This is a genomic window from Sorangium sp. So ce836, assembly GCF_028553905.1.
Taxonomy (GTDB): Bacteria; Myxococcota_A; Polyangia; order Polyangiales; family Polyangiaceae; genus Sorangium; species Sorangium cellulosum_D.
In genome coordinates this window covers 11,151,478-11,167,005 of record NZ_CP102233.1, presented here as the reverse complement: position 1 = coordinate 11,167,005, position 15,528 = coordinate 11,151,478, and the positions used below count along the sequence as shown (strand labels likewise).

The following is a 15,528-nucleotide window of genomic DNA, read 5'->3' as shown; positions in this document are numbered from 1 at the left end:
CGCCCGTCCGGTGTCCGGGCGCCCGGGCGCATCCTGATGGTACGCTCGGCGCGCCGCGGGGAGCGGCAGGAGGCGGTGTGGACGTGAGCGAGGCACTGGACGTTGCGGCGCGCGTTGCGGCGCGGCTCGGCGCGGTCCCGGGCGTTACGGCGGTCGTGCTGGGCGGCTCGCGCGCCCGCGGCGCCGGCCACCCGGACTCGGATCTCGATCTCGGCATCTATTACGAGCCGGAGCGCCCGCCCGATCTCCCGGCGCTGCGCGCGCTCGCGCGGGAGCTCTGCGCGGGTGGCGCCGAGGGCGCCGTGGCGCCGCTCGCGCGGGAGCTCGTCGCGGCGGACCCCGGGGACGTGGTGACGCCGATCGGCGCGTGGGGACCGTGGATCAACGGGGGCGCGTGGCTCGAGATCGAGGGGCACCGCGTCGACTGGCTGTACCGGGATCTCGCCCGCGTGCGGCGCGTGATCGAGGAATGCCGCGCGGGGCAGGTGACGTGCGACTACCAGCCCGGGCACCCGCACGGCTTTTTCAGCTCCAACTACCTGGCCGACATCCACGACTGCCGGCCGCTCTTCGATCCGGCGGGCGTGCTCGCCCCGCTCAAGGCGCTCGTGACGCCGTATCCGCCGGCCCTGCGGCGGGCGCTCCTCGATCGGTTCCTGTGGGAGGCCGGCTTCGCGATCGACACCGCGAAGAAGGCCGCGGGGCGCGGCGACGTGATGTACGTGAGCGGCTGCCTCTTCCGCGCCGCCGCCTGCCTGGTGCAGGCGCTGTTCGCGCTGAACGAGCGCTACGTCTCGAACGAGAAGGGCGCGCTGCAGCGGACGCGGGCGCTCCCGCGGTGCCCCGAGGGCTTCGCCGACCGGGTGGAGGCGCTGCTCTCCGCGCCCGGCCACGGCGCCGAGGCGCTGCTCGTGAGCCTCGAGCGCATGGAGGCGATAGCGCGCGAGGCGCGCGACCTGTGCCGCCGGGACGCGTCGGGCTGCTAGCATCGGCCGCGGCGGAGGGCGCCGCGGGAGCGGGGCCCGGGGACACATCGAGCGAGGACGAGGAGCCATGGAGTCGATCAAGGTGGAGCACGGTCCGTCGGAGGAGCAGCTGGCGAAGCTCGGGGCGCGCGGCTGGCCCATCTGGACGAAGGAGGTGTCGACCTTCCCGTGGCGCTACGACGAGCCGGAGACCTGTTACCTGCTCGAGGGCGACGTGATCGTGACGCCGGCGGGCGGGGGCGCGCCGGTGCGGATCCAGGCGGGGGATCTGGTGACGTTCCCCGCCGGCCTGAGCTGCACGTGGGAGGTCCGCTCCCCGGTGCGCAAGCACTACCGCTTCGGCTGACCTGGGCCGCGGCGGGCGGCCGGCGGCGGCTCGCGCCGCGTCACGGCAAGTTGGCGTCGAGCCAGGCGAGCCGGGCCTTCAGGAAGTCGCGCATGACCTGCAGCTGCCCCTCCCACGTCGGCGCGGTGGGGCCGCCGAGGAAGCCCTCGCTCGACGCGATGATGTCCGACACCGGCCACCTGGCGAGGTCGCGGGCCGCCGCCTGCGCGAGCGGCGCGCTCAGCTCGTCCATGCGCTGATCGATCGCGGCCTCCGACAGGAGCGTCTGACGCAGCGCCGTGTAGCGCGCCTTCACCTGCGCCATGAAGGCCGGATCCGCGGTGAGCTTCTGGTACCAGTTGTTGACGTTCCTCGTGCCGTTGAAGCGGAAGCCTGTGTCGTTGTTCGACGCCGGCGTCGCGCTCTGGGCGCCCACGCCGCCGAGCGCGAAGTTGTAGTCCCAGAGCGGGCCGGCCTTGAGCTTCTGATCGCGATCCTTGTGGTAGAAGGCGCTCCGCACGTAAGCGTCCACGTTGAGCGTCAGCTCGCTGATGATCAGATAATCGATGAACGACGGCACGTCGACGTACGCCGCGTAGTCGCCGATCGGCGCCTGATGGAGGCTGTCGTGGAACTCCTGGATGTATTGGGTCAGCCAGGCCTCCTGCTCGTCGTTCAGGGGATCGGGATCCACGACCTCGAGATCGATCCAGCACGTGCCGCCCTCGCGGGGGCGCGGCCCGCCGCCGCCGCCGAAGCCTCCGAACGACGGGAGCGGATCCGAGCCGGTGCAGGTGAGCATCGGCTCCTCGGCGGCCGCCTGATCGAACTTGAAGATGTAGCCGCCGCTGATCTTGGGCGCGTCGCGGTCCTCCTCCTCGAGCTGCTTGAGATCGGTGCGGGCCTTGTTGTTCTTGATGGTCTCCGAGATCCAGTAGATGCCCTGGTAATCCGCTTCGCCGATGACGCGCGCGTCGTAGTTCAGATAGACCTCGGCGAACTCGTTGCGCGGCGCCTCCAGGCCCATGTCGCGGCCGAGGGTGTAGGTGAACGGATTGCGGATCAGCGTGCGGTCGTAATACGGGGGGATCAGCGCCCAGTCCGAATCGGCGGGCATGCCGAGCATCGGGTAGTCGAGGTCCTTGTCGTCGTTGCCCCACAGCTCGAGCTTGTACGGTGTCTGGGGGAAGTTCATCGAGGACTGGCCGCGCACGTGATAGCCCCCGCGCATCGCCATCGTGGGCAGCGAGGCGATCGAGGCGACGCCGTTGACCGGCTCCCAGATCATCACCGCCGCGTCGAAGTAGACCTCCTTGTCGGTCGGCTTGCCCTGGCCGTAGCCGTCGATGATCATGATGGGGAGGTCGGAGGTCGCGTCGACGGTGCGCGCGATGTAGATGCCCGTGCTCACCGCGCCGCGCGCGTCGCCCCCCACGAACGCCTGCGCGCGGACCTGCGTCGTGGCGGTGAGGGTCACGGGCTCGCCCGTGTACAGCGTGGAGGCCGAGGTCGGCAGCTGCCCGTCGAGCGTGTAGCGGATCTCGGCCCCTGCGACCGAGGTGGACATCTCCACCTGGATCTGATCCCTGAACGTCTGGCTCGGCGTGGAGAACGCGACATCCCCGCTCAGCGACGGGATCGCCTCCGGGGCGCCATCGCCGGGTTCGGTCGGCGCCTGGCCGCAGGCGACGCTCAGCGTGACGAGGGCGAGCGAGAGGGACCGGTGGAGCCCGGCGAAGCGTGCCCGTCGAACGATGGTGCTATTTTCCACTGCCAGCCTCATTGAAAGTTCAAGAAATCGTCATTGTACGGACACACAGGGCCGCCGCGCCACCCATTTCTCGAGCGGTGCTCTTGGCCTCTCGGTTCCTCTCTGCTTTTCGTGTTCCTCTGTGCCTCGGTGGTTCCTTCCTCTCTCCGGGGAGCAGGGACGACCCCCGGGGGACGCGGCACCGGCTCGGATTTCTTCGACGAGGGGCTTGCGCCGTACTTCGATAATGTTAGAAGTAGTGCGTGCCGTCGAAGCTCGACCGTCACGTCGAACAGCTCGCCGCGCTCGGTCACCCGGTGCGGCTCGCGGTGCTGCGCTTCGTGGTGCAGGCCGGGATCGAGGGCGCCCCCGCGGGCGACATCCAGGCGCATGTCGGGCTGGCGGCCTCGACCCTGAGCCATCACCTCAAGCGGCTCGTCGACGCCGGCGTGCTGAGGACGCGCGGGGAAGGGACGTTTCACTACTACAGCGCCGACTACGAGGCGCTCCGCGCGCTGACGGAGTACCTGTGGGAGGACTGCTGCAAGCGCGGCAAGTCGTGCTGCTGAATTTTTTTTGCCCGTCTATTTCGAAATTTTTGGAAGCAAGTGGAAGGAAGGTGTGCGATGAATGTCCTCAAGCCTCATCTCTCGCTCAACGTCTCCAACATCGACGCGTCGGTCGCGTTCTATGAAAAGGCCTTTGGCGTGCGCGCCACCAAGCGCCGCCCCGGGTATGCGAAGTTCGACCTCGAGGAGCCTTCGTTGAACCTCACCATGCAGGAGGCGCCGCGCACCGGCGTCAACGCGAGCCACTTCGGCGTCCAGGTGGCGAGCACGGCGGACGTGCTCGAGGCCAAGCGGCGCTTCGAGGCCGCGGAGCTCAGGACGTTCACGGAGGAGGACACGGCCTGTTGCTATGCGGTGCAGGACAAGGTCTGGATCGAGGACCCCGACGGCAACTCCTGGGAGGTGTTCGTGGTGAAGGGCGAAGCGGCCGTGATGGGGAGCCAGCCCGCGATTCCCGCGAAGACCGATGCCGCGTGCTGCGCGCCGTCGTGCTGCGTGCCATCCAAGCAGAGCGATGCCGCTGCGCGCTGATCTCCTCCGCAGGGCCGTCGCCGAGGCGCTCGGGACGGCCCTGCTGCTCGCGACCGTGGTCGGGTCCGGGATCATGGCCGAGCGCCTCGCCGGCGGGAACGTGGCGATCGCCCTGCTCGCGAACACGATCGCGACGGGGGCCGCGCTGGTCGCCTTGATCCTGACCTTCGGGGCCATCTCCGGCGCGCACTTCAACCCGGCCGTCACGCTCGCCGACGCGAGCCAGGGCGGGCTCTCCTGGCGCGAGGTGCCCGCGTATGTCCTGGCCCAGGTCGCCGGCGCCTTCGCGGGCGTCGCCGTGGCGCATGTCATGTTCGGAGAGGCCCTCTTCTCGGCGTCGCAGCACGAGCGCTCGGGGCTCGCCCAGCTGGCGAGCGAGTTCGTCGCGACGTTCGGGCTGCTCGCCGTCATCCGGGGCAGTGTCCGGCGGCGGGCCGAGTCGGTTCCCTTCGCCGTGGGCGCGTACATCACGGCCGCCTATTGGTTTACCTCGTCCACGTCGTTCGCCAACCCGGCCGTGACGCTCGCCAGGGCCGCGAGCGACACGTTCGCCGGCATCCGCCCGGCCGACGCGCCGGGGTTCATCGTCGCACAGCTCGCAGGGGCGGCGGCGGCGACGCTGGCATTCCGCTGGCTCGTCCCCGCCCTGCCCGAGGTCGCCGAGCGCGTGGTCGATCGCGCGTTCCCGGAGGATGCTCAATGAATATCGTGCTCTTTGCCTGCGTTCACAACGCGGGCCGCTCCCAGATGGCCGCGGCGTGGTTCAACGCCCTGTCCGACCCGGAAAAGGCGCGCGCCGTCTCGGCCGGCACCGAGCCCGGCCCGCGCGTGCATCCCGAGGTGCTCGCGGCGATGGCGGAGGAGGGGATCGACCTCTCGGCCGTGAAGCCCCAGCGGCTCACCGACGCGCTGGCGCGCCAGGCCACGCTGCTCGTCACCATGGGATGCGGGGAGGCGTGCCCCGTGGTTCCAGGGCTTCGCCGTGAGGACTGGCCCCTCGAGGATCCCAAGGGCAAGCCGGTGGCGCGCGTGCGGGAGATCCGCGACGAGGTCCGCGCGCGGGTGGCCGAGCTCGCGTCGCGCGAGGGGTGGGCCGCGGCGCGCGCGGCCGAGGGCGGCGGGGGATGAGCCGCGCGCCGGCGGGCGCAAGCGCGGACTGCCAGCGATCGCCGCCCGGCGGCATTTTATGTTATGCACTCCCCGCGGGTAGAAGCGGTAGACGACGGTTTCATCCACCATTGGCGCACGCCATCTCGCGACCACTGCCATCTCCTACGAAACACATACGCGTCGGGGAACCGCTCGCGGATGATCTCGAGCCCGAAGTGATGATCCGGATGCCCGTGGGTGATGTACACGGTGCTGAGCCGCTTGCCGGTCTTCTCGATGGCGTCGCAGAGGAGCCGCGCCTGGCTGCGGGTGAACTGCGCGTCCACGAGGATGGCGTCGCGCTCGCCCGAGATCAGGGTGGAGTTGACGTTGAAGCCGGGCTCGTCGGCCGTGAAGACCTGCAAGGAGAGGGGGCCCTTGCCGTCGCCGGCGCTCGCGTCGTCGCTGCTGCATGCGGACACGGACATCGCCTGCGTCGTCAAGAGCGCGCCACCCATCAGGGACTTCATGAGCGTGTTCATGCGTATCGTCTCCATGGCGAAAGGGCGCCGCGGACCGGCATGGCGTCGGCCGAGGCGCGAGGTGATGGGAGCGCTCGATCACCATTGCCACGGGCTCTGCGGGGGCAGGCGATCGATCGAGCGCTCCGTCGTTCGGCACGTCATGAATAGCCCGCCGAGGGCAGGCTGATTAGCCGGCGCGCCGCGCTCTGACCGTGTAGCCCGCACGAACAATCAGGGCGCGGCGGCCTCCCAGCGGGGGCGCGGCAGGCGGCGCCGGGCGGCGCCTCGGCGCGACCCGAACGCCGGCCAGCGCCGCTCGAAAGCGCATCGGCGTAAGAGCGCTTACGCGAGATCGCCGACCGGCGGCGCTCGGCGCAAGTCCACTGTCGGCGATCGCCGCCCGGGGGCGGATCGACGTAAGCTCTCTTCCACGCGATCGCCTCCCGGAGGCGTTTTGGCGTAAGGCTTCTTACTCGATGTCGCTGCTCGGCGGCACCTTGGAGTAAGATAACTCACCAAAATTGCCCCCCGGTACCCATTTCGGTCGAGTGGACTGTCGCGCACCCGCCGGCACGCGGTAGATTATGTAAGATTGCTTGCTTTGATGCGGTGGAGGGCAGCTGATCGAGCAAGCGGGCTTACTGGCTTGCGTCGTGTCGTCCCCCGCGGGGATTCATCGCGGCGCGGGGCCAGGGGCGCTCGGCTCAGGCGCCGTCGAAGGGATCGTCGTCGTCGCCGCCGGCGGCGGGCGGCGCGGCGTCGCCGGCCGGCGCGGGCTCGACGGCGCCCTCGGCGCCGCCCTTGCGACCGCGGCGGTCGGCCCGGGCGGACTCGCGGCGGAGCCGGCCGAGGAGGCGTTCGGTGATCTCTCCGGTCGCCGCCTTCTCGAGGGCGACGTTCGTCTCGATGGCCCGGACCACGCGGATCCAGCCATTGCGGGCGTTCAGCACCTCGCGCGGCGTCGCGCCGTCGGTGTTCGCCGGGGTATTCAGCGCGAGCTGCTCGCGTTGCGCCTCCACCTTCTCGATCTCGAGCGCGGCGGCGACCCAGGCGTCCACCACCTGCGAGAGCGGCCCCTCGGGCGTCTTCAGCTTCTTGAGCAGCTTCTCCGACGCATCGTTGAGCCGCGACGGGAGCAGCTTGGCGTCGCCGGCCTGGTCGCCGTAGCTCCGCGCGACGGCCTTGAGCCCCGCCGGCGCGAGCCGATCGCGCAGGTCGAGGAGCGCCGCGGCGAACGCGGGATCGTCGGTCATCTCGGCGAGCGCGCCGAGGTAGTTGTACCCCCCGCGCAGCTTGCGATCGTGGGTTGCGTCGAGCGCGAGGACCTTCTCCATGAGCGCTTTGGCCTGCTGCTGGAGGCTGGTGCCGAGCCGCTGCGTGGTGAGGATCCGGCCGTGCGCCTCCTCGACGGAGGGCAGCAGCGGCGCGAGCAGCGGCAGCGACGTGAAGATTTTCCGGTCCTGCTTCGGATCGAGCCATGGGCCCGAGATGTTGACCATCGCCTGGGGGCTGAGATTGCGATAACCCATGAGATAACCCTCCTTGGTCAGGGGCGCACCGAGTGTCGGTCCTGGGTTGACGGAATGCAACCTGCCGCGAGCCCGGGAGGGCGTCGCGGTCGTGCTCTGTGATCGGCGGGGGATCTCGTCGCGCTCGGCCGCCCCGGGCTCGCCGGCGTCCCCCCTCGACGCCCGCGGCCGCGGTGTCTCACCCCTTGTGGCGCTCGCGTCGAGCTCCACCGAGGCCGCGCGCGCCTTCGCGCTCGAGCGCACCGGAGTCACGGCGCAGCCAACCCCGCTTACGCATTCGTCAGGATGGCGAGCGCACCAGTCGCCGACGATGAGAATTTTGGGTTGCGAATTGTAATGCGTTCCTGGTCAGCAAATTGGATCATCAGGGATTCACAGCGCCAGGAGACCCGTGGTAACTCACCTCTGCGCGAGGAGAGGAATGGACGCCGCTCCGGCCGAGGCTGGGCGGAGAGAGGGATGCCGCGCCGGACTGGGCCAGCGCGGCATTCAGTCCTCGCGTCGGGCCGAGGTGAAGCTTGCTGCGTTCTGCGCTGGTCATCGGTGGGTCGAAGGCGGCGGCCGTCACGATGTTCCTCCTCGCGCTCCCGCTGGCCGCCGCCGCCTCGCCGCCACGACCACCGCCGCCACCCCGGTCGCCGCGCGTGGCCGCCTTGGTCAGGGAGGCGGAGGCGGCCCTCGATCGGCTCGATATCGCGCGCGCTCGCGACCTGTGGGCGCAGATCTACGAACTCGAGAGATCCACGGTGGCGATCTGCCAGCTCGGGCAGCTCGACCGCCGCCTCGGCCGCTGGGTGGACGCGGCGGGGGAGCTCACGCGCTGTGTGCAGGAGATGCGCCCGCCGGCCACGGCCATGGAGCGGCGGCTCCACGACACGCGGCACGCGGACCTGGCCGCGGCGCGCCGGCAGGTGGCGGAGCTCCGCGTGTTCGCGCCCGCCGGGGCGGCGCCCGTGCTCGTGGACGGCCGGATCGTGGACGAGAGCGGCCGGACCTACGTCGAGCCGGGGCAGCACGAGGTGACCGCGGCGCTGCCAGACGGCCGGAAGGCGCGCTCCACCGTGCGTGTCACCGCGGGAGAATCGCGAGCCGTGCTCCTGAGCCCGGAGCCGGCGAGCCTCCGCCCGGCCGCGCCGCCGCCGGCGAGGCCGGCGGGCGCGCCGGCACAACCGGCGGCTCCGCCGGCGCCGTGGCTTCTTTACGCGGGCTCAGCGGCATCGGGGGCGTTCCTGGTGTCCGGGATCGTGCTGCACATCGTGGCATCGCTCGAGGACAGCGCCCTCCAGGCCGAGATGTGCAAGCCCCGTTCGACCGGAAACCCGAAGTTGCTGGAAGAGTTGCACGCCGTCGAGGTACAGCAGCACATCAGCACGGCAGCCCTCGTCGCAGGTACCGCGCTGGGGGCCGCGACACTCGTGGTTGCCATGCTCCCGAGCGGCGCCCAGATCCGCGCGCACAGCGCTGGCGCGGAGGTGCGTTTCTCATGGTAGAGCCCGGTACCATCTGGGAAGGCCACCGGATCCTCAGCGAGGTTCACGATGGCATGGTCCGCACGTTCCTCGCCCAACAGGTAGGTGAAAAGGGCGCGACCGTCTGGTTGCACCTGCGCGAGGGCCAATCGATGGACCGGACGGCCTTCACTTCCGAGCTTCAGCGCCTTCAGGAGATCGCGCGAGCGGTGCCGCAGGTCGAGCCCGTGCTCTACGGCGACGCGGGCGGCCTCTCCGCCTGGGTCGCGTGCCGGCGAAGCCACGGGATCAGCATCAAGGACGCGACACGTGGGGCGGATCTCGGCGTCACGGCGCTGCGGATGGTGATCGATATCGCCAGCGCGATCCAGCGGTGCCACGCGTTGGGCTGGTGCCATGGGGCGCTCGGGCCGGATCGCGTGTTCATCACGTCGAAGCGGGACTACAGCATCAACCAGTTCGGCTTCGTCCGGCTGTTCCGGATCGAGCCGCACGAGGCCGCGCGGGAGCCGCTGGTGGCGCCTCCGGAGCTGCTGAGCGGCGACCGGGTGGGGCCACGGGCCGACGTCTATGGACTCGGGATCTTGCTCTATGAGCTCGTTTGCCGTCGCTCGCTCGACGCCGGTCAGCCCGGTACGCTCGGGGCGCAGCGGGACAGGCCTGTGATCCCGGTCGGTACACCGCGCGCTGTCGCTGCCGCCATCGAGATGGCCTTGGAAGAGGATCCGCGTCGCAGGTACAGGAACGTGGACCACTTCATCACCGTGCTCGAGGGCCTCGTGGAGGCATGGCCCACGCTGGACCTGGAACCGAGCAGCGGCGAGGAGCAAGCCTCGATCGCCGGTGGCGTGCCGTCGACCTTGCGCAGCTCCCATCTGGAGGGGCCGCGCTCGTCGGTGCCGGCGACGGAAGAGCCGGACGCCCGTTCATCCGAGGTCGAGCCGGCGGCTTCGCTGATGAACGACGATGAGCCTCAGCTGCTGGAGATCCCCTCTCTCGACGTGCCATCGTGGACGGCTCCCGAAGCGCAGGAGCTGGTCCTGCCGCCCCCGCCCTCCCTCGTCCGAGAACCCGGTCCAGCGCCGATGATGGCCCCGAGCAACGCTGCCGACACGCCGCCCCGGAGGCTGGCCGGTCGCATTGCCGTTTCGGTCGCCGCAATGGCTGTGCTGTGCGCGGATGTGCTCTTGACGCGTCCGGCTCGGATCGTGCTCCGCGCGGAGAAGCTCTCGGCAGCCCTGGCGCAGCAGGTCTCGGCGCTGCCGGAGGGGCGGCGCTCGCCTCCGCCGCCGGTTGTGGAGCCGACGCCCCCAAAGGAAGCGGACGGCCGCCCGCGCGGTGCGCTCTCGCGACGAGCAGGCGTGGCGGCGAAAGCCGAGCTGCGCCGGCCGTATTGCGAGGCCGGCGACGTCAGCTGCGGTCCTGCGTTGTACTAGGAGGGCTTCTGTCGATGCGATGCGTGCTCCTGTTCATCGGCGTGAGTGCTGGGCTAGGTTGCGCCCCCGATCTCGACTGCCCCGGCTCAGGCCCCCACGAGGGAGACCCGGCCGTGTGGCTCTGGGACGGCACGCAGAATGAGGCGCCAGGCTGCGCGGAAGCGACCGAGGTCCTCTGGGAAGGTTGGAGAAAAGGTTCTTCCACCGCCCCGGAGTCGCCGACATTCGCGCGTGCTTGCGCCGGCGTTGTCCGAGAGGACATCCCGGACGGGTATACCCTCTGCGTCATCCCGACCGAAGTGGAGGAGATTTGCTGGGATGGATACGCGGACCACGCGATCTACGTGGAGGAAGATGGCGAAGAGCATGTGATGTGCTGCACGCCTGCGGGTAACCCGCCGACGGTGCTCCCTCAGGGCTACGGCGGATGCACGAAATGAGCGAGAAGCTCGCTGCTGCCCTCGCAGGTGCGCTCTCGGCCCTGCTCTGGGTTGCCCTTGGCTCCTCGGCCAGCGGATGCGTCTCCCATCCCGAGGTCTCGGGCAAGGTGATCATCACGCGGGATGGCGAAGAGCTGGTGCTCGACACTGGCGGCAACGGAACGAGGGTTGTGGATGCGAGCGGCGAGGTCGCAGGAGGGTGCATCGTGCGCAATCAGACGGAGCTGAGCGTGACGGTGCAGAAGGAGGGAGTTGCCTTCTCGTTCTTCGACCTGGTGAACCAGGCCGGTCTGCCCCATGTGTCCGCGGAGATCGACGGTAAGCTGTACCAGGGGGCGTGCGAGATCATCGTCGAGGAGCAGCAAGGCGACCCGTACGAGGCCGACGTGGCGGCGGGGCCGTGCGACCTCGTCCGGCTCTTCGACGGCGCCAAGGCGCGCCTCGAGACGGCGGTCTTTCACGTCTCGGACTGCAGCGGGGCCGAGTAGACGGGCGGGCTCTCCCGCGGCCAGCGCGCCTGCTCCGGCGGCGCGTCGCCGGCCAGCGCCTTGGCGCGCGCTGCGCGGACCGCGGCGAGCCAGTGCGCCTGATCCGGGGCGCTGTCCCACGGCGGGAACTTCGCATAGAGCGTTTCCCAGAGCTCGCGCGCGGCCGCCTCGGCCGTCGCGAGCTCGCCCTCGCCTTCGGGCGCGTCCTCGACGCGGTCCGCGAACGCTCGCCAGGATTCCGAGGTGGCGTGGGTCAGCTGCGGCCACGGTCGGCCGGGCTCCCCGTCGAAGAGCCCGCCGCTGCTCTGGAGATAGCTTTCATAAGCGGTACACGCGATGGCGTCCCGCCGGCGGCGATTGACATGCGTCGTGCAGCAATCGCGAACCACCTGGGCCCATTCGCGGTCCTCCTCCGGCACGTCGCCTCGCCAGGCGCTCGCGTACAGGGCGCGAAGCTCCCGGTTGCGGGACAGCCACTCGGCCCCACCGGCGGAGATCGGCATGGTTCGGAGGGCGCGCTCGCGTGTGGCGATCGGTCCAGGGTACTCCGGCAGACCTGCCCCCCAGTACCACGGCGGCTCCAGCATCGGAGGGACGGGCATTCTCCTGGAGCTCGGCGTGCCGCGCCCGAGCTCGAACCCCCTCTGGAAGGCGCGGAGCGCCTCGGGACGGTGCGGCGCGGCCGCAGCGTCGGACGACAGGGTTCGCCAGAGATAGGAACGATGGAGGCGCGCTGCCGCATCGGCCGCGGCGCGCTCGCGCTCGCGGGCAGGTGGCACCTCGAAGACCCGGACGGACGCGAAGAACGCGCTCTCGACGGCGCCGAGCAGCATCGGCCACGGGAGGGTGAGCTCCCCGGGGACGGGCACCTGATCGCTCTGGAGAGCGCTTGCGCCGGACCTCGGGTCGGCGCCGTTCGGCCGCGGAACGTCGATCCATCTCCTGAATCTCTCGCGGTGCGCAGCAGCCCAGGCGCGGTCCGCCTCCGGCAGGTCATCGAGCCATGCATCGGCGCAGAGCGTGCCCAGAGCCTCGAAGTGCGCCGTCCAGGTCTCGGGATCCCTGGTCGAAAACAGCCGCTGCCCGAGGGACGCCTCGCAGAGGCTGCGGCGTATGAGGGGCTTCGGATCCGCGATCGAAGGCATCACCAATCGTCTCTCCGGGTTGGCCGTCCGGGTCGGTGGGACGTCCGCCCGTCAGGGGCTCACATCTACCAGAAGATCCGACCCGCCGCTGCCGGCTCCACGCTGACACCGGACCACGCGAGTGTATTAACGAAGCGGACGCAGCACGTCGCCACGATCGCCACGTGCTGCGTCGACAGGTAGGCTGCGCCGGCCTCTATCGCCGGGAATAATCCAAGATACCGCAGGCACAACCCCCACGCATTGCATACAGGGATGCGCCCGAAGTCGAGCCGGGCCGTGAGCTCGAGCGACAAGGGCGCGCGGAACGGCATGGCCCGGACGGCCGCCGCAGGCCCTCCAAGGACGCCGAGCCAGCGTGCGTCGCCGCCCAGACCGAAGAGCCCCACGTCGGCGCCGATGCCGATGTCCACGGCTTCGCGGATGGGCCATCGGCGCAAGCCGGTGATCGACGGCATGATGCCGCCCGTCGCGTGCGCAGCACTGGCCCCCTGCACGACGTAGGCGGCTTTGACGCCGATCTCCCATCGCGGCGGCGCGAGCCCTTCCGCTCGGGCGCCCGTGGATGCGAGCGACAGCGCGAGCATCCCGAAGCACTGCCCCGTCAGCGTGCTACGTGCCCATCTCCGGCGGACCATCGTCGGCCTGCGCCTTTCTTCGAGCAGCGCGGAGCGCCGCGAGCCAGTGCGCCTGGTCCGGGTCGCTGTCCCACGACGGCGCCTCTCGGTAGAGCGTGTCCCAGTATTCCCATACTGCCGCCGCGGCCGTCTCCGGCTCGCTCTCGCCCTCGGGGGCGTCCTCGACACGATCCACGAAAGAGCGCCATGGATCCGAGGTGTCCTGGCTCATGCTCCCCCACGGTCGAGCGAGCTCCCCGCCAAAGCGTCCATCGCTGCTCTGGAGATAACCTTCATACGCGCTCTGCGCGAGGGCATCTCGCCGGCGGCTGTTGACCGACATCATGCAAGCTTCACGATACGCCGTTGCCCAGATGCGGTCCTCCTCGGGCACGTCCTCCCGCCAAGCGATCGCATATAGCGCGTGCAGTTCCTGCTCGCGCTCCGACAACTCCTCTCGAGTGGCCGGAAACGGCAAGGCCCGTATCGCACGCTCGCGCGCTGCGCTCGGCCCGGGGTACTCAGGAAACCCGGCTCCTCCCCAGTAACGGGGCGGCTTTAGCATCGGAGGGATAGGCCTCGTCAGCGTCCTCGGTTTTCCACGGCGTCCTATGCGAAAACCCCTCTGGAACGCGCGGAGCGCCTCGACCCGGTGGTGCTCGGCCGTGTCGTCGGATGTCAGCGTCCGCCAGAGATAGCTCTTGTGGAGACGCGACGTCGGATCCTCCGCCGCACGCTCGCTCGCGCCGGGGCGCATCTGTTTGGAGATCTCGATCCTGGTAAAACATGCGCTTTTGACGGCTTCCAGCAGCATGGGCCAGGGTGGAGCGGGGCTCGCGTTGAAAGCAGGGCCCCGGACAGCGCCTGCGTTCGATCTATGGCCAATAGCAAGGTGCCCAGAATCATCGATCCATCGGCTGAATTTGGGGCGATGCGATTCCGCCCATGCACGATCTTCCTCGGGCAGGTCGCCTTCCCATGCTTCGGCGCATAGCTGGCCCAGATCCTGGAGGTACGATTTCCATGTCGCCGGATCCTTTGTCGTGAAGAGACCTTGTCCGCAGCCCGCTTCACGCACCTTGAGCATTCCAGGGGGGAACCTCGCCCACCATCTCATGGCCGATCTCCCGGCTGACCGCCCGTCGGGTTGGTGGGCTCTCCGCCTGCCGGATCGGTGGGGTTGGGAGGGCATCCCCAGCCCGGCCCAGCGCCGAGCGGGCAGAGGAGCGGAACGAGCTCGGGAAACGCCCATCCAGGAGGCGGTGCGGGTAGCTCGATCAAGGCTTGCATGATATCGTCGAAGTCGACCGCGCTAGGATCTGTCATCTCGGCCGGCAGCTTGTCGGGATCGTAGCGGAAATCCCACACAAAGCGGCATTCCACGGTGGCTCCGCCCTGGATCGGCAGACTGTTCAAGAGGTCGGTCTTCCTGGCTTGAGTCTCCACGGATTGCCATAGATCCTTCGCCATCACGTAGGTGATGTTCTTAGGTGTTCCAAGAAGAATATCGAGGATGTCGGCGACCGTACACGGCGGCTCCTGGTCGGCCCAGTTGGTCCACTGACCGCCAGCCTGGTAGCGGCATTGGAGCTTGCCGACTTGATCATTCTTATCCCTGGTCTGAAACCACTTGGTCGTCGCGGAGTCCATGCTCAGCTTCGTCAGGAAATCGATCCTATCTGGCGGCAGCGACGCGATCCGGTTTCTCAGCTCATCGCGATCGCTGGGATCCACGATGGAGCAGCCGCAGGCAAGCACGACGAGCAAGACGCCGCACCGATGGTTCATCGGTTTCCCCTCCCCAATTGACCGATCCACCTACTCGAAGATGGTGGCCGACCTTACCAGAGCCCCCCTGGCCGGTCAATGCCCGAAGGGCCACAGCACGAACGCTCCCGCCGCTCCGCCTTGGCTTCGAGCGCACGGAACCGGCGGTGTCCGCCCCGGAGCCCCGCACCCGCCGCACCCGGTTTCGATTAACATCCGGTCTCATGGGTTCTGTTCATCGCTCCGGAGGGATCGGTCTCTACATGAAGGGCGCCCGCGCGCTGGCGCTGGCAACAGGGATGCTCGGCGCCCTGCTCTGCGCCGCCTGCGCCGCTGATCCCGAGCCCGCGCCGCCCGAGATCTCGGTCGGTGCGGTCGACGGCACCGACGCCGTGCTCGCCGTCGTGCGCGGCGAGGGCGGCGTCACGCTCTACGTCTGCGGGGGCGCGAGCAGCTACGCGACCATGACCCGCTGGTTCGAGGGGCCCGAGGACCCGAGCGGCGCGTTCTCGCTCGAGAGCGTCGGGTGGACGGCCACCGCCGATCCCGGCGGCGAGTCCGGCTGGTTGCGCACGCCCGAGGGCGCGGAGCTCGCCTTCCGCGCGCGCCCCGCGGCGCTCGACAGCATCGAGGGCCTCTACGCGGCAGACGACGGCGGCTGCCGCACCGGCGCCGTCGTCTTCACCCCCGAAGGCGCCGAGTCGCCCGCGCTTCAGGGAACCTGGTGCGCCGTCGGCGACCGCTTCGCCCAGGTGACGCCGCTCCGGCCCCTCTCCGTGCTCGATCGACGCGGGATCGAGGTGCAGGTCGAGCTCGAGGGCGCACGGAAGAACCTGCTCGTGACACCGCTCGGGCGACCCTGA

The 15,528-nt window shown here is 69.7% G+C and carries 17 protein-coding genes; 10 read left to right on the top strand and 7 right to left on the bottom strand.

Annotated features, from left to right (window positions below; genetic code table 11):
- Positions 1–83: 83 nt before the first annotated feature.
- Positions 84–986 carry a nucleotidyltransferase domain-containing protein gene (locus tag NQZ70_RS40685; RefSeq protein ID WP_237244500.1) on the top strand — a complete coding sequence of 301 codons (903 nt, stop codon included), beginning with the start codon at positions 84–86 and terminating at the stop codon, positions 984–986.
- Positions 987–1,053: 67 nt separating this feature from the next.
- On the top strand, positions 1,054–1,332 hold the full coding sequence (locus tag NQZ70_RS40680) for a cupin domain-containing protein (protein ID WP_129579022.1): 279 nt from the start codon (positions 1,054–1,056) through the stop codon (positions 1,330–1,332).
- A gap of 40 nt (positions 1,333–1,372) precedes the next feature.
- Here NQZ70_RS40680 and NQZ70_RS40675 read toward each other — a convergent pair whose 3' ends face one another.
- Positions 1,373–3,082: a CotH kinase family protein gene (locus NQZ70_RS40675; protein WP_129579021.1), complete on the bottom strand. Its 1,710-nt coding sequence runs from the start codon at positions 3,080–3,082 to the stop codon at positions 1,373–1,375.
- Between the two features lie 242 nt (positions 3,083–3,324).
- Between NQZ70_RS40675 and NQZ70_RS40670 the strand changes: the two genes are divergently transcribed.
- From NQZ70_RS40670 to NQZ70_RS40655, 4 genes are read left to right on the top strand one after another with little or no spacing between them, the layout of a single operon-like run.
- Positions 3,325–3,630, top strand: a complete 306-nt coding sequence (locus NQZ70_RS40670; protein ID WP_129579020.1) for a helix-turn-helix transcriptional regulator — start codon at positions 3,325–3,327, stop codon at positions 3,628–3,630.
- 57 nt (positions 3,631–3,687) lie between these two features.
- Positions 3,688–4,161, top strand: coding sequence for an ArsI/CadI family heavy metal resistance metalloenzyme (locus NQZ70_RS40665; RefSeq protein ID WP_129579019.1), 474 nt, complete (start codon positions 3,688–3,690; stop codon positions 4,159–4,161).
- Positions 4,145–4,864 (top strand): MIP/aquaporin family protein, encoded by a 720-nt coding sequence (locus NQZ70_RS40660; protein WP_129579018.1) that lies wholly within the window; start codon positions 4,145–4,147, stop codon positions 4,862–4,864. The genes NQZ70_RS40665 and NQZ70_RS40660 overlap by 17 nt, the downstream gene beginning before the upstream one ends.
- Entirely contained in the window at positions 4,861–5,289 is a 429-nt protein-coding gene (locus NQZ70_RS40655) for an arsenate reductase ArsC (RefSeq protein ID WP_129579017.1), read from the top strand. Before NQZ70_RS40660 ends, NQZ70_RS40655 begins: the two co-directional genes overlap by 4 nt.
- Positions 5,290–5,345: 56 nt before the next feature.
- Here the strand turns inward: NQZ70_RS40655 and NQZ70_RS40650 are convergent, their stop codons facing one another.
- Together NQZ70_RS40650 and NQZ70_RS40645 are read right to left on the bottom strand one after the other, a co-directional pair.
- Complete coding sequence (locus tag NQZ70_RS40650) at positions 5,346–5,792, bottom strand: MBL fold metallo-hydrolase (RefSeq protein ID WP_165374412.1); 447 nt, start codon at positions 5,790–5,792, stop codon at positions 5,346–5,348.
- 686 nt (positions 5,793–6,478) lie between these two features.
- Positions 6,479–7,303, bottom strand: a complete 825-nt coding sequence (locus NQZ70_RS40645) for a hypothetical protein (RefSeq protein WP_129579015.1) — start codon at positions 7,301–7,303, stop codon at positions 6,479–6,481.
- Between the two features lie 518 nt (positions 7,304–7,821).
- Between NQZ70_RS40645 and NQZ70_RS40640 the strand changes: the two genes are divergently transcribed.
- The 3 genes from NQZ70_RS40640 to NQZ70_RS40630 all read left to right on the top strand — a co-directional run bounded on the left by NQZ70_RS40640 (position 7,822) and on the right by NQZ70_RS40630 (position 11,136).
- Positions 7,822–8,793 (top strand): hypothetical protein, encoded by a 972-nt coding sequence (locus tag NQZ70_RS40640; RefSeq protein WP_165374411.1) that lies wholly within the window; start codon positions 7,822–7,824, stop codon positions 8,791–8,793.
- The gene (locus NQZ70_RS40635) at positions 8,787–10,208 is read left to right on the top strand and encodes a protein kinase domain-containing protein (RefSeq protein WP_129579014.1); all 1,422 of its coding nucleotides are present in this window, start codon (positions 8,787–8,789) and stop codon (positions 10,206–10,208) included. The genes NQZ70_RS40640 and NQZ70_RS40635 overlap by 7 nt, the downstream gene beginning before the upstream one ends.
- Before the next feature lie 436 nt (positions 10,209–10,644).
- Positions 10,645–11,136 (top strand): hypothetical protein, encoded by a 492-nt coding sequence (locus NQZ70_RS40630; protein WP_237244499.1) that lies wholly within the window; start codon positions 10,645–10,647, stop codon positions 11,134–11,136.
- On the opposite strand, the gene NQZ70_RS40625 is transcribed toward NQZ70_RS40630, so the two are convergent.
- The 4 genes from NQZ70_RS40625 to NQZ70_RS40610 form a co-directional block, all read right to left on the bottom strand.
- The gene (locus NQZ70_RS40625; protein ID WP_129581871.1) at positions 11,106–12,281 is read right to left on the bottom strand and encodes a hypothetical protein; all 1,176 of its coding nucleotides are present in this window, start codon (positions 12,279–12,281) and stop codon (positions 11,106–11,108) included. The genes NQZ70_RS40630 and NQZ70_RS40625 overlap by 31 nt on opposite strands.
- Before the next feature lie 65 nt (positions 12,282–12,346).
- The gene (locus tag NQZ70_RS40620) at positions 12,347–12,868 is read right to left on the bottom strand and encodes a hypothetical protein (RefSeq protein ID WP_129579011.1); all 522 of its coding nucleotides are present in this window, start codon (positions 12,866–12,868) and stop codon (positions 12,347–12,349) included.
- A 25-nt stretch (positions 12,869–12,893) separates the two neighbouring features.
- A complete protein-coding gene (locus NQZ70_RS40615) occupies positions 12,894–13,985 on the bottom strand; it encodes a hypothetical protein (RefSeq protein ID WP_237244498.1) in 1,092 nt (363 codons plus the stop codon).
- Between the two features lie 26 nt (positions 13,986–14,011).
- Positions 14,012–14,686, bottom strand: a complete 675-nt coding sequence (locus tag NQZ70_RS40610) for a hypothetical protein (protein WP_129579009.1) — start codon at positions 14,684–14,686, stop codon at positions 14,012–14,014.
- A 203-nt stretch (positions 14,687–14,889) separates the two neighbouring features.
- Between NQZ70_RS40610 and NQZ70_RS40605 the strand changes: the two genes are divergently transcribed.
- Positions 14,890–15,528 carry a hypothetical protein gene (locus NQZ70_RS40605; RefSeq protein WP_237244497.1) on the top strand — a complete coding sequence of 213 codons (639 nt, stop codon included), beginning with the start codon at positions 14,890–14,892 and terminating at the stop codon, positions 15,526–15,528.